The organism is Pseudomonas sp. 22490, assembly GCF_052044465.1.
Taxonomy (GTDB): domain Bacteria; phylum Pseudomonadota; class Gammaproteobacteria; order Pseudomonadales; family Pseudomonadaceae; genus Pseudomonas; species Pseudomonas aeruginosa.
The window spans coordinates 51,285-63,175 of sequence record NZ_JBQENS010000004.1 but is presented as its reverse complement, the minus strand read 5'-3'; the positions used below and the strand labels follow the sequence as shown (position 1 = coordinate 63,175).

Here is an 11,891-nt window from a genome sequence, read left to right as displayed (position 1 = left end):
CATGATCAAACGTCGTCCCTTCGACCGTCTGGGCCATGCCAACCACGGCTGGCTGAACGCGCGTCATCATTTTTCCTTCGCCGACTACTATGACCCGGAGCGCGAGGACTGGGGCCGCCTGCGGGTCTGGAACGATGACGAGATCGCCGCCGGCAGCGGCTTCCCGCCGCACCCGCACCGCGACATGGAGATCATTACCTATGTCCGCGAAGGCGCGATCACCCACCAGGACAGCCTGGGCAACAAGGGCCGCACCGAGGCCGGCGACGTGCAGGTGATGAGCGCCGGTACCGGCATCGTCCATTCGGAGTACAACCTGGAAGCCGAGACCACCCGGATCTTCCAGATCTGGATCATCCCGGACCGCCGCGGCGACCAACCGCGCTGGGGCTCCAAACCGTTCCCGAAGGCCGAGCGCGACGGTCGTTTCGTCACTCTCGCCAGCGGCGACGAGCAGGACAGCGAAGCGCTGCACATCCGCGCCGACGCCGAGGTCGCCGCGGTGACCCTGAAGGCCGGCCAGAGCGCCGAGTACGCCCTGGAAAACGGTCGCCGCGCCTACCTGGTGCCGGCCACCGGCAGCATCGAGGTCAACGGCGTGCGCGCCGAGGCCCGCGATGGCCTGGCGGTACGCGACGAACCGACCCTGAAGGTCACCGCCCTGGAAGACAGCGAAGTGCTGCTGGTGGAAGTGGCCTGACCCGACAGCCCCTCGCCCCCACGGGCGAGGGGCTGCTTTCGTTGCGCCCCAGCCTCTCTCGACGCAGCGGCGTTATCCGCCGCAACGCCTCCGGCCCTGCCGACTGGGTTCTTCCCAGCTTCACGCTTCGCGCTCACACTACCCCCAGAAGAATTCGAGAGGCTCCGCCATGCGTGAACTGCAACCCCTGCTGGAGAACCACGGGCTGCTCCTGCTGTTCCTCAACGTGCTCTGCGAGCAGGCCGGGCTGCCGATTCCCGCCTACCCGGCGCTGATCGTCGCCGGCGCGCTGGCCATGCAGGGCGTCGGCGCGCCGCTGGGCGTGGTCCTGCTGGTGGTGGTGCTCGCCTGCCTGCTGGCGGACGTCGCCTGGTACCTGGCCGGACGCCGCTACGGCGGCTTCCTCCTGCGCAGCATCTGCAAGGTCTCGCTGTCCCAGGACAGTTGCATCCGCCAGAGCCAGAACATGTACCTGCGGGTCGGTCCGAGGGCGCTGCTGATGTCGAAGTTCCTGCCCGGCGCCAGTGCGTTGTCCACCACCCTGGCCGGCATGACCCGCACCCACCTGCGCCGCTTCCTCGCCTACGACGCCGCCGGCTCGGCACTCTGGGCCGGTTCCGCGCTGCTGCTGGGGGTGATCTTCAGCGATGCGGTAGACCACCTGCTGGCGCTGCTCAGCGACTACGCGGCCATCGGCGCGCTGCTGATCGCCGGCGCCTTCGCCGCCTTCATCGCCTGGAAGCTCTGGCAGCGCCAGCGCCTGCTGTCGCGCAGCCGGCGGATTCCGCGAATCAGCGTGGAGGAACTGGAAAACCTTCGCGAACAGGGGCAATTGCCGGTGATCCTCGATGTCCGCGCCCATCACGAAGACGAGCCGAGCGGCATTCCGGGAGCCATCCCGGTGGAGCTGAACGTGTCGCTGAAGGACCTCCCCGGCGACCTCAGGGACGCCAGCATCGTCATCTATTGCGCCTGTCCCCACGAACTTTCCGCCGCGATGCTCGCCCAGCGCCTCAACGCCTCCGGCTTCACCCGCACCTGGGCGCTGGCCGGCGGCCTGGACGCCTGGCGCAAGGCCTACGGGCAGGTCGTGGCGAACGCCTGAGCGACGCCCACCGGGTTCAGCCCAGGGCCTGCACCGCCGCGCCGCCGGCTTGCCGCTGCGGCGCCGGCGAGGAGAACACCAGGTAGCCGTCCTCGACCTTGCCGTAGCGCAGCAGCGCCAGGTCGAGGACGTAGTTCTGGTAAAGCTTCCAGGGCATCCGGTCGCCCTGCTTGGGCATGCGCTCGGCGGCGCGCTGGATGTAGCCGGAGTCGAGGTTGAGGAAGGGCTCCTCGCGCACGTCGCCGGTGCTGTCGCGGGCGGTCACCTGGCGCATGCCGGTGGCATCCATGTGATTGATCAGGCGGCAGAAGTATTCGCTGGAGAGGTCCGCCTTGAGCGTCCAACTGGCGTTGGTATAGCCGACCACCGCCGCCAGGTTCGGCAGGTCGCGCAGCATGATGCCGCGATAGCCCATGCTCTGGTTGACCAGGAACGGCTTGCCGTCGACCGCCAGCTCGGCGCCGCCAAACATCACCAGGTCGAGGCCGGTGGCGGTGACGATGATGTCCGCCTCCAGCACCTCGCCGGTCTTCAGGCGAATGCCCCGCTCGACGAAGCGGTCGATGTGCTCGGTGACCACCGACGCCTTGCCCTTGCGCAGCACCTTGAACAGGTCGCCGTCCGGCACCGCGCAGACCCGCTCGTCCCACGGCTTGTAGCGCGGGCTGAAGTGACGCATGTCGAAGCGTTTGCCCAGTTGCAGGCTGGCCAGCTTGAGCAGGGCCTTGCGGACCAGGCCGGGGAAGGTCCTGGCGAGCATGAAGAAGACCATCTGCATGGCCACGTTGCGCGCCCGCGCCTGGCGGTAGATCCAGGTTTCCGGAAGGAAGCGGCGGAGGAAATTGGAGATCGCGTCCTTCTGCGGCAGGGTGATCACGTAGGATGGCGAGCGCTGCAGCATGGTGACGTGGGCGGCCTTGTCGGTCAGCGACGGCACCAGGGTCACGGCGGTCGCGCCGCTACCGATCACCACCACCTTCTTGCCGCTGTAGTCGAGGTCCTCGGGCCACAGCTGCGGATGGACGACCTGCCCGGCGAAGTCCTCGCGACCGACGAATTCCGGGGTATAGCCGGCCTCGTAGCGGTAGTAGCCGGTGCACATCAGCAGGAACTGCGCGGTCATGCGCAGCGGCTCGGGCTCGTCGCCGCGCTGCACGTCGAGGTTCCAGCGCGCATTGGCGGAATCCCAGTCGGCCCTGAGCACCCGGTGGCGGTAGCGGATCTTCCGGTCGATGCCGTTCTCCCGTGCGGTCTCCTCGATGTAGCGGCGGATCGACGGACCGTCGGCGATGGCCTTGGGATCGCTCCATGGCTTGAAGTTGTAGCCGAGGGTGAACATGTCCGAGTCGGAACGGATGCCGGGGTAGCGGAACAGGTCCCAGGTACCGCCCATCGCCGCGCGCCCTTCGAGCAGGGCGAAGCTCTTGCCGGGGCAATGCTTCATCAGGTGGTAGGCGGCGCCGACGCCGGACAATCCGGCGCCGACGATGAGTACGTCCAGGTGTTCGACAGGCATAAGGTTCCTCGATCGGCGGAAGCGTCCAGCCGTCTGCTGGGCTGATGCCCTCCACCCTACAGAGGGGATGCCGCGCGGGTATCCCAACCTTCGTACTGCGATATCCGCAAAGTATGGACCCAGGCGTGGGAATCACCCATGCCGGCGTACCGGCATGGGTCGGGCGCTAGGAGGCGCGGGAAGGTTTCTCCGGGGTCTCCGCCGCTACCGCGCCACGGTCTTCCAACTGGTCGGTCTGGAACAGCGTCTCCAGCTCGACCCGCGCCTCGCGAGCGCTTTTGATCAGCGCGTCGCGGTCGTTGTAGAACAGGTGCTGGGAGGCCAGGACCTCTTCGTCGTGCCGGCGGAAACGACGGATCCGCGCGTCCGCCTGTTCCTCGCTCAGACCCAGGCCGCAGAGCACCATGCGGCTCATCTCCAGGCTGGAGAAGAAGGTCTCGCGCACCGGCTCGACCCCGGCGTCGAGCAACAGGTGGACGTGCTGGCGGTTACGCGCGCGAGCGATGATCTTCAGGTGCGGATACAGCTTGCGCACGCGCTTGGCCGTCTCGATGTTGGTCTCCGGGTCATCGGTGGCGATGACGAAGAACTCGGCCTTCTCTACCTGGGCCGCGCGAAGGATCTCCGGGCGCATCGGGTCGCCGTAGAAGATCGGGATCGCGCCGAGGGTACGGGTCAGCTCGATGGTCTCCACCGAGGTGTCCAGGGCGATGAACGGCACGCGCTGGGCGCGCAGCACGCGAGCGACGATCTGGCCCATGCGGCCGACCCCGGCGATCACCACGCGCGGGGTGTCGTCGTTGTCGATGCGTTCCATTTCCGGCGGCGGCTTCGTCGCCTCCGGCTCCTTCGCCAGCAGGCGCGCGAGGCCGAGTACCAGCAACGGGGTCAGGGCCATCGACAGGGTGATGGAAAGCACCAGCAGGTTGTGCAGGTCGTTCTGGAACAGGCCCTGGTCGCGGGCCATCTTGAACACGACGAAGGCGAACTCGCCGCCGGCCGCCAGGACCACGCCCAGGCGCAGCGCCGAGGCCTTGTCGAGGCCGCCGGAAATGCGTCCGACGAAGTACAGCACCGGCGCCTTCAGGGCGATCAGCAGCACGGTCAGGCCGAGCACCATCCACGGCGACTTGAGCAGCAGGCTGATGTCCGCGCTCATCCCCACGCTGATGAAGAACAGGCCGAGCAACAGGCCCTTGAACGGCTCGATCTGCGCCTCCAGTTCGTGGCGGTACTCCGAGTCGGCCAGCAGCAGGCCGGCGAGGAAGGCACCGAGGGCCATGGACACGCCGGCCAGCTCCATCAGCAGCGCGGTGCCCATCACCACCAGCAGCGCGGTGGCGGTGGACATGTCCTGCAGCTTGGTCTGGGCGACGATGCGGAACACCGGGCGCAGTAGATAGCGGCCACCGACCACCACCGCGGCGATGCTGCCGACCACCTTGAGGGTCTGGGTCAGTTCGCTGCCGCCGGCGTCGCTGTGCGCACCGCTGAGCAGCGGGATCATGGCGATCAGCGGGATCGCCGCGATGTCCTGGAACAGCAGGATGGCGAAGGCCAGGCGGCCATGGGGCTGTGTAAGTTCCTTGCGCTCGGCGAGGATCTGCAGGCCGAAGGCGGTGGACGACAGCGCCAGGCCCAGGCCGAGCACCACCGCGCTGTTCACCGGCTGGTCGAAGCCGACCAGGGCCACAGTGCCGATCACCAGGCCGGTCAGCAGCACCTGCAGCAGGCCGACGCCGAACACCGACTTGCGCATCACCCACAGGCGCCGCGGCGACAGCTCCAGGCCGATGATGAACAGCAGCAATACCACGCCCATCTCGGAGATCTGCGCGACGCTTTCCGGGTTGTCCACCAGGCCCAGCACGCTGGGACCGATCAGCACGCCGGCCAGCAGGTAGCCGAGCACCGCGCCCAGTTGCAGGCGCTTGGCCAGCGGCACCATGAACACCGCCGCGATCAGGAAGACCACGCCGGACTGGAGAAAACTGCTTCCGTGTTCCACGCTCAACTCCCGCTGGCGGCGCTGGCGCCGAACCGGTCGCGGATGGTGGCGATGGTCTCCACATCCATGGCGATATAGGCCTGCTTGACGAAGGCGTCGTAGGGTAGTTCGTCGCCCAGCGGCTGCAGGTAGCGGGTGCAGTAGGCGAAACGCACGAACAGCGAGCCGGGTTCCGGCTCCTCGATGGTCATGTCGAGGCTGCCGCCGGCCACCTCGGCGCTCGGCTTGATACTGTAGTGGGCACTGTCCGGCGCCTTCAGCACGACTTCGTCCTCGACCACCAGACCCGGCAGGTACAGGCGCCGGTGCAGGCGGTCGCCGTCATCGACGAGGATCTCGAAACGCTCCAGGCCGACGACGAAATACTGTGGCTCGCGCGCACGGCAGACCAGGCCTTCCCAGAGTTGCAGCCGGTCGAGGACCGGCAGGTCGACAAGTGTCCGGTCGTTGACCTGGACCAGGTGTTCGAATTGCATGTGGCTCACTTCCTGTTCGGTGCATGCGATAGGCGAGTTCTGACCGGCGATGGGTGCAGAAAGTTTTCCCGCTGCCGGCGAATCGCCAGGCCGCAGGTCCACAACGATCGCCGACAGGCATTCGAGGACGCCGCCGGGGCACCCGGCGGCACATCAACCTCACTCGGCGTCGATCTTCCAGGGAATCGGCGGAGCGCTCAAGCGCGGCCCTTCCAGGGCGTCGAGCCGGCCGAAGCGGGCATCCCCCTCCTCCCAGGCCTTCTGCGCCCGGGCGATCTCGCCCTTGCTGTGGCCGACGAAGTTCCACCACATGAAGATCTCCGCACCGAACGGTGCGCCACCCAGCAACAGCACCCGCGCGCCAGGGTCGAGTTGCAGTTGCAGGCCGTCGCGGCCGTCGCCCAGGTAGGCCAGTTCGTTCACCGCGAAATGCTCGCCGCCCACTTCCAACCCGCCTTCCAGCGGCAGCAGGCCGTACTCGAAGTGCGGGTCGAGCGTCAGTTGCAGGGTCGAGGCGTCGTGGCAGGCCAGGTCGGCACCGAGCAGCGGCGAGTAGAGCCGGCACGGCGCCTGTCGCCCGGCCAGCGCACCGGCCAGCAGGGTGAAGGTGACCCCCTGCTCCTGCCAGCGCGGCAGGTCGGGATGATGGTCGAAGGCCGGGGCGATGTCGCGCTGCTCGTAGGGCAGCGCGATCCACAACTGCGCGGCGTGGGCGTGGCGCTCGTCGGGCAGCGACTCCTCGGTGTGGGCGATGCCATGACCGGCGGTCATCAGGTTGACCTGGCCGGGGCGGATCACCTGGACGTTGCCCAGGCTGTCGCGGTGCAACGCCTCGCCCTGGATCATCCAGGTAAAGGTCTGCAGGCCGATGTGCGGGTGCGGGCCCACGGCCAGTCCGCCGCCAGGTTCGAATTCGGCGGGACCGGCATGGTCGAGGAAGCACCAGGCACCGATCATCCGCCGCTGGCGCGACGGCATCAGCCGACTGACGGTGATCCCGCCGCCGATTTCCGCGGCACGCGCGGTGACCCGTTGCAGCAGGTGTTCGCGGCGCTCCGGACAGTCCCGCGAGGAGGACAGGTCGCAACGCTCTTCGGTATTGCTCATGTTCAGGCTCTCCGGTGACGAGGCATTCAACCGCGCAGGCGGCGCACCCATAGCTGCAGGGCCTGCAACTGCTGCTGGATCAGCTCGCGCGCCTTGTCGTCGAGCAGCCGGCCCTGGGCGTCGAAGGCGTTCTGCGCGCTGGAGATCATCACTTCCGGCTTGTTCAGCGGATGAACGTCGAGGAACACCAGCGTCTGGCGCAAGTGATACTGCGCCCGCGCGGTGCCGAAACGCCCGGCACTGGCACCGAGGATCGCCGCCGGCTTGCCGGAGAACGGCTGCTCCGGCGGCCGCGAGGCCCAGTCGATGGCATTCTTCAGCACCCCGGCCATCGAATAGTTGTATTCCGGGGTGGCGAACAGCAGCGCGTCCGCCGCGCGGATCTGCTCGCGGAAGCGTTCCACCGCGGGCGGGAAGCCGAGGGCGTAGACGTCCTCGTTGTACAGCGGGATGCCGGAGATGTCCGCCAGCTCGATGCTCATGCCCGGCGGGACCAGGCCAATCGCCTCCTGCAGCGCCGCGCTGTTGTAGGAGCCGCTGCGCAGGCTGCCGGAAATGCCCAATACCTTGATGTCGTCGCTCATGCCGTGCTCCTCGTTGTGCGTGCGGGTTCAGTCGCGTAGCTGGCTGCTGACGCTGACCTCTCCGGAGAGTACACGATGGATCGGGCAGGCATTGGCGATCTCCAGCAGACGCTGGCGCTGCTCGGCGTCGAGATCGCCGGCCAGGCGGATGTCGCGGCGGATATGGGTGAAGGGCTCCGGCTTGGTGCGTTCCTCGACGATGTTCAGTTGCACGTCGATACCCTCCAGCGGCCACTCCTTGCGCTGCGCGTACATCGCCACAGTGATCGCCGTGCAGGCGCCCAGCGCCGAGAGCAGGATCTCGTGCGGCGAGGGACCGCTGTCGGCGCCGCCGAGGGCGGCCGGCACGTCGCTCAGCCACTGGTGGCTGTCGTCGCCGAGGGTCACGCGATAAGGGGTGGTGCCGAGGGAAGCGTTGACGACCTGGGTAGCCATGGGGTTTCTCCTGTGCATGGGGGGCGTGCCGGAACCTCGGGTTCCGGCGAAGCGGCGTTCCGATGAAAACACCTGGACGGAAAACGACACAAGGCACCCGATGGTCGGAGTGCCTTGTGTCCGGGACAGCGGCGAAGCCGGCTTACTTCTTCGTGCCGAAGCTCTGGATCAGGTTGGCGTACGCCGGCAGGTGGCCGCCGAGGATGGCACCGAAGCCTTCGATGTCGTTGCGCCAGTCGCGGTGCAGTTCGCAGCCGACGCTGAACCAGTTCATCAGTTGCGCGCCGGCGGCGGTCATGCGCGCCCAGGCGGCGTCGCGCACCACCGGGTTGAAGGTGCCGGAGGCGTCGGTGACGACGAATACGTCAAACCCCTCCTCCAGTGCCGAGAGGGTCGGGAAGGCTACGCAGACATCGGTCACCACGCCGGCGATGATCAGTTGCTTCTTGCCGGTGGCCTTGACTGCCTTGACGAAGTCCTCGTTGTCCCAGGCGTTGATGTTGCCGGGGCGGGCGATGTACGGGGCCTGCGGAAACATTTCCTTGAGTTCCGGCACCAGCGGGCCGTTGGGGCCATCCTCGAAGCTGGTGGTGAGGATGGTCGGCAGGTTGAAGAACCTGGCGATGTCGGCCAATGCCAGGACGTTGTTCTTGAACTCGTCCGGGCTGAAATCGCGGACCAGGGAGAGCAGGCCTGCCTGGTGGTCGACGAACAGCACCGCCGCATCGTTCTTGTCGAGTCGCTTGTAGGTGAAGGACATGGTGTTTCTCCGGTCTCGGGCGGCGTCCGTCGCCGCGCGGTGTGAAACGAAGCGCCTCCTGGGAGGCAAGCATGGGCGGTCTCGGGAGCGCACGCCGCCCATCAAGAGTAGTGACAGCGACAGCGATTTACCGCCCGGTAAAATGCGAAAACGGTGTTCTCGATACGAGAACAATGCCATTCCCCGGGCGCGCTACGCTTGCCCTGCCATTGTCTTTCCCGTACGTGCGACGCGCGCATCCCCTTACCAGGAGTTCTCCCGCATGCGACAGTCTGCCTCCCGATTGTTTCGAGATTCGCCATGAGCCTGCGCCTTGAAGACATACAGGCCTTCCTCAACGTGGTCGAGCTGGGCAGCATCAGCGCCGCCGCCGAACGCATGAGCCTGTCCAAGTCCGTGATCAGCAAACGCGTCAGCGACCTGGAGCGCCACCTCGGCGTGCGCCTGCTCTACCGCTCGACGCGCAACGTCGAGCCGACCGAGGCCGGCGGCTTCTTCTACAAGTCGGCCAAGGCCTCGCTGCAGGACCTGAACAACGCCGCGGAAAGCGTGGCCCTGCGCGAGAACGACCTGTGCGGGGAATTGCGGGTGATGGCGCCGATGAGCTTCGGCACGCTCTGGCTGGGGCCGCTGGTGATGGAATTCATGGCGCGCAACCCGCGCCTGGAAGTGGTCCTGCAACTGGACGACCGGATCGTCGACTTCGAGAAGGAAGGCTACGACCTGGCGATCCGCATCACCCGCCTGCAGGACAGCTCGCTGATCGCCCGCCAACTGGGCACCAGCCGCCGGGTAGTGTGTTGCAGCCCGGAATACCTGGAACGGCACGGCCCGCTGCAACGCATCGAAGACATCCTCTGCCATCCCTGCATCGGCTACAGCCACAACACCCCGTCGCAGCTATGGAGCTTCGAGCCGCGGGTGGCCGGCGAGCCGGCGCGGATGATCACCCCGCGCGGACGCTTCAACACCAACAACGGCCAGACCATGCGCGACGCCGCGGTGCGTGGCCTGGGCCTGGCGATGCTGCCGCTGTTCATCGCCGCCGAGGACCTGGCCGCCGGCCGGCTGGTCGAGGCCCTGCCGCAGGAGCGGCCGCTGGACGACCTGATCTACGCCATGTATTCGCGAGCGGCAACCCTCTCGCCGAAGGTGAAGCTGTTCGTCCAGTTTCTCCAGCAGGCCCTGGGCAGCCCGCCGTGGGGCGTGCGCTGAGCCTCGCTCAGCGCTTGCGACAGACGCTCAGCCCGTCGCCGATCGGCAGCAGCGAGTAGTCCACCCGCGCGTCGTTCTTCAGCGCCAGGTTGAGCTGCTGGATGCCGCGGGTATCCGCACTCTTCGGCTGCGCTTCGAGCACCCGGCCGCTCCACAGCACGTTGTCGAAAAGCACCAGCCCACCCTGGCGCACCAGCGCCAGCGCGGCCTCCAGGTATTCGGGGTAGTTGGCCTTGTCGGCGTCGATGAAGGCCAGGTCGAACTGCCCGGCCAGGCCTTCGTCGAGCAACGCACGCAGGGTTTCCAGGGCGGGCCCGAGGCGTAGCTCGATGCGCTCCTCGACAGCGGCTTCGCGCCAGTAGCGGCGCGCAGTCAGGTGGTAGTCGCCGGGCAGGTCGCAACAGGTAAGACGCCCCTGCTCGCCAAGGGCGGTAGCCATGCACAGGGCGCTGTAGCCGGTGAAGGTGCCGACCTCCAGCGCCCGCCGCGCGCCGATCAGGGTCAGCAGCAAGGCGATGAACTGGCCCTGCTCGGGGGCGATCTGCCAGCGTGCGTTGGGCAGCTTCGCGGTTTCCTCGCGCAGGCGGGTCATCAGCGGGGTTTCCCGCAGCGAAACGTCCAGCAGGTAGCGGTAGAGGTTGTCGTCGAGGTTGAGGGTGCGGGTGGTCATCGGCCCGGACCTCCCCGCCTCAGGGCACCCGCGCCAACGGCGACGGCGCGACCAGCACGCGCTTGGCGTCCAGGTACGCGCGTTGCCAGTAGCTGTTCTGCAGGCTGTCCAGGCGCACCGTGCCGCCGGTGCGCGGCGCATGCACGAAGCGACCCTCGCCGACGTAGATGCCGGCATGGCTCACGGTGCGACCACCGGAGGTGGCGAAGAACACCAGGTCGCCGGTCTGCAGGGCCTGCACCGGCACGCTGGGCGCGCGCATGGAAATCATCTCGCGGGTCGAGCGCGGCAGCTTGATGCCGGTCATGTCGCGGTAGACGAAGTTGATCAGGCCGCTGCAATCGAAGCCCGAATCGGGCGTGTTGCCGCCCCAGCGGTAGGGCGTGCCGACCAGGCCGAGGGCACGGAACAGCACATCGTCGGCGGCGGGCGAGAAATTCGTCGCCGGACGGAATACGACCTGTTTGGCGGGCGCGGGGGGCGGCGCTTTGCTGGCGCAGGCGGTAAGCAGCGCAGCAAAGGCGAGGATCGAGAATCGGGCCAGTGCATGCATAGTGGAAGCCTTCCTGGTGAGGAATGCTTCCACTTTGCTACGACAAGGAGTTAAACGCAATACTTAAAGTAAAACTTTAAGTTTAGCGCTTGCTCGTCAGGGCATCCTTGTAGCCGGGTTCGAGCACCCGCTTGGCTTCCATGTAGCTCAGGCTCCAGTAGCTGGAGTCCAGGCTGTCCACCCGCACCCCGCCGCCGCGACGGCTGGCGGAATGGATGAACTGGCCATCGCCGATGTAGATGCCGGCGTGGCTGACGCGGCCACGGCCACGGTTGTTGAAGAACAGCAGGTCGCCGGGCTGCAGCTCGTCCTTGGAGACCAGCGGTACGTCCATATCGATGAGTTCGCGGGTGGAGCGCGGCAGCTTGATGCCGGCCTCCTCGCGGAACAGGTAGCCGACGAAGCCGCTGCAATCGAAGCCTTTCGCCGTCGTACCGCCGAAACGGTACGGCGTACCGATCAGTTCGAAAGCGCGCTCGAGGATGCTGGACGCCAGCGCAGGCGTACCAGCCGATGAATTGTCCGCCCCTTCGTCCTCAACATCCTGCCAAGCGATCGCGTCGCGTTCGACGTCGATGCTGCTCTTGGCTGCGGTCGGCTCTTTGGCGACCTGCGGCTCCGGCGAATGGCTGGCGCAAGCGGCCAGCAGCAGAACGAAACTCATGGGCACGAGGGGTGCTAAGCGTTTAAGCATGGGCACGACCGTGTCTCATTAGTTTTACTAGCGGGCTAATTTGCCTTCTCGATCAATCCTATGCAAGT

Annotated in this window: 13 protein-coding genes; 3 read left to right on the top strand and 10 right to left on the bottom strand. The window is 66.9% G+C overall.

Features of this window, described 5'->3' with window-relative positions:
- The first annotated feature begins 1 nt into the window (after window position 1).
- Window positions 2-700, top strand: coding sequence for a pirin family protein (locus tag ACTJJX_RS05770; protein WP_016851873.1), 699 nt, complete (start codon window positions 2-4; stop codon window positions 698-700).
- A 169-nt stretch (window positions 701-869) separates the two neighbouring features.
- A complete protein-coding gene (locus tag ACTJJX_RS05765) occupies window positions 870-1,805 on the top strand; it encodes a DedA family protein/thiosulfate sulfurtransferase GlpE (protein ID WP_003112452.1) in 936 nt (311 codons plus the stop codon).
- Between the two features lie 16 nt (window positions 1,806-1,821).
- On the opposite strand, the gene ACTJJX_RS05760 is transcribed toward ACTJJX_RS05765, so the two are convergent.
- The 7 genes from ACTJJX_RS05760 to ycaC all read right to left on the bottom strand — a co-directional run bounded on the left by ACTJJX_RS05760 (window position 1,822) and on the right by ycaC (window position 8,691).
- Window positions 1,822-3,321 (bottom strand): flavin-containing monooxygenase, encoded by a 1,500-nt coding sequence (locus ACTJJX_RS05760; protein ID WP_003159806.1) that lies wholly within the window; start codon window positions 3,319-3,321, stop codon window positions 1,822-1,824.
- Window positions 3,322-3,487: 166 nt separating this feature from the next.
- On the bottom strand, window positions 3,488-5,329 hold the full coding sequence (kefB, locus tag ACTJJX_RS05755; RefSeq protein ID WP_003112454.1) for a glutathione-regulated potassium-efflux system protein KefB: 1,842 nt from the start codon (window positions 5,327-5,329) through the stop codon (window positions 3,488-3,490).
- A gap of 2 nt (window positions 5,330-5,331) precedes the next feature.
- A complete protein-coding gene (locus tag ACTJJX_RS05750; protein ID WP_003082488.1) occupies window positions 5,332-5,805 on the bottom strand; it encodes an SRPBCC family protein in 474 nt (157 codons plus the stop codon).
- 159 nt (window positions 5,806-5,964) lie between these two features.
- Window positions 5,965-6,912 (bottom strand): pirin family protein, encoded by a 948-nt coding sequence (locus ACTJJX_RS05745; protein WP_003145400.1) that lies wholly within the window; start codon window positions 6,910-6,912, stop codon window positions 5,965-5,967.
- 26 nt (window positions 6,913-6,938) lie between these two features.
- A complete protein-coding gene (locus ACTJJX_RS05740) occupies window positions 6,939-7,496 on the bottom strand; it encodes an NAD(P)H-dependent FMN reductase (protein WP_003082483.1) in 558 nt (185 codons plus the stop codon).
- 27 nt (window positions 7,497-7,523) lie between these two features.
- Window positions 7,524-7,931 carry an OsmC family protein gene (locus ACTJJX_RS05735; RefSeq protein WP_003082478.1) on the bottom strand — a complete coding sequence of 136 codons (408 nt, stop codon included), beginning with the start codon at window positions 7,929-7,931 and terminating at the stop codon, window positions 7,524-7,526.
- A gap of 142 nt (window positions 7,932-8,073) precedes the next feature.
- Entirely contained in the window at window positions 8,074-8,691 is a 618-nt protein-coding gene (gene ycaC, locus ACTJJX_RS05730) for an isochorismate family cysteine hydrolase YcaC (RefSeq protein ID WP_003082476.1), read from the bottom strand.
- Window positions 8,692-8,991: 300 nt separating this feature from the next.
- Here ycaC and ACTJJX_RS05725 point away from each other — a divergent pair, with 300 nt between their 5' ends.
- A complete protein-coding gene (locus tag ACTJJX_RS05725) occupies window positions 8,992-9,906 on the top strand; it encodes a LysR family transcriptional regulator (RefSeq protein ID WP_003082475.1) in 915 nt (304 codons plus the stop codon).
- A gap of 7 nt (window positions 9,907-9,913) precedes the next feature.
- Here ACTJJX_RS05725 and ACTJJX_RS05720 read toward each other — a convergent pair whose 3' ends face one another.
- The 3 genes from ACTJJX_RS05720 to ACTJJX_RS05710 all read right to left on the bottom strand — a co-directional run bounded on the left by ACTJJX_RS05720 (window position 9,914) and on the right by ACTJJX_RS05710 (window position 11,829).
- Window positions 9,914-10,576, bottom strand: a complete 663-nt coding sequence (locus ACTJJX_RS05720; protein ID WP_003086626.1) for an O-methyltransferase — start codon at window positions 10,574-10,576, stop codon at window positions 9,914-9,916.
- A 19-nt stretch (window positions 10,577-10,595) separates the two neighbouring features.
- Window positions 10,596-11,129, bottom strand: coding sequence for a C40 family peptidase (locus ACTJJX_RS05715; protein ID WP_003082473.1), 534 nt, complete (start codon window positions 11,127-11,129; stop codon window positions 10,596-10,598).
- A gap of 82 nt (window positions 11,130-11,211) precedes the next feature.
- Window positions 11,212-11,829 (bottom strand): C40 family peptidase, encoded by a 618-nt coding sequence (locus ACTJJX_RS05710; protein ID WP_003082470.1) that lies wholly within the window; start codon window positions 11,827-11,829, stop codon window positions 11,212-11,214.
- Window positions 11,830-11,891: the final 62 nt, after the last annotated feature.

Excerpts from the sequence above, each read along its gene's own strand:
- ACTJJX_RS05770 (WP_016851873.1), top strand. The coding sequence starts at position 2 with ATGATCAAACGTCGTCCCTTCGACCGTCTGGGCCATGCCAACCACGGC.
- ACTJJX_RS05765 (WP_003112452.1), top strand. The coding sequence starts at position 870 with ATGCGTGAACTGCAACCCCTGCTGGAGAACCACGGGCTGCTCCTGCTG.
- ACTJJX_RS05760 (WP_003159806.1), bottom strand. The coding sequence starts at position 3,321 with ATGCCTGTCGAACACCTGGACGTACTCATCGTCGGCGCCGGATTGTCC.
- ACTJJX_RS05750 (WP_003082488.1), bottom strand. The coding sequence starts at position 5,805 with ATGCAATTCGAACACCTGGTCCAGGTCAACGACCGGACACTTGTCGAC.
- ACTJJX_RS05745 (WP_003145400.1), bottom strand. The coding sequence starts at position 6,912 with ATGAGCAATACCGAAGAGCGTTGCGACCTGTCCTCCTCGCGGGACTGT.
- ACTJJX_RS05740 (WP_003082483.1), bottom strand. The coding sequence starts at position 7,496 with ATGAGCGACGACATCAAGGTATTGGGCATTTCCGGCAGCCTGCGCAGC.
- ACTJJX_RS05735 (WP_003082478.1), bottom strand. The coding sequence starts at position 7,931 with ATGGCTACCCAGGTCGTCAACGCTTCCCTCGGCACCACCCCTTATCGC.
- ycaC (WP_003082476.1), bottom strand. The coding sequence starts at position 8,691 with ATGTCCTTCACCTACAAGCGACTCGACAAGAACGATGCGGCGGTGCTG.
- ACTJJX_RS05725 (WP_003082475.1), top strand. The coding sequence starts at position 8,992 with ATGAGCCTGCGCCTTGAAGACATACAGGCCTTCCTCAACGTGGTCGAG.
- ACTJJX_RS05720 (WP_003086626.1), bottom strand. The coding sequence starts at position 10,576 with ATGACCACCCGCACCCTCAACCTCGACGACAACCTCTACCGCTACCTG.
- ACTJJX_RS05715 (WP_003082473.1), bottom strand. The coding sequence starts at position 11,129 with ATGCATGCACTGGCCCGATTCTCGATCCTCGCCTTTGCTGCGCTGCTT.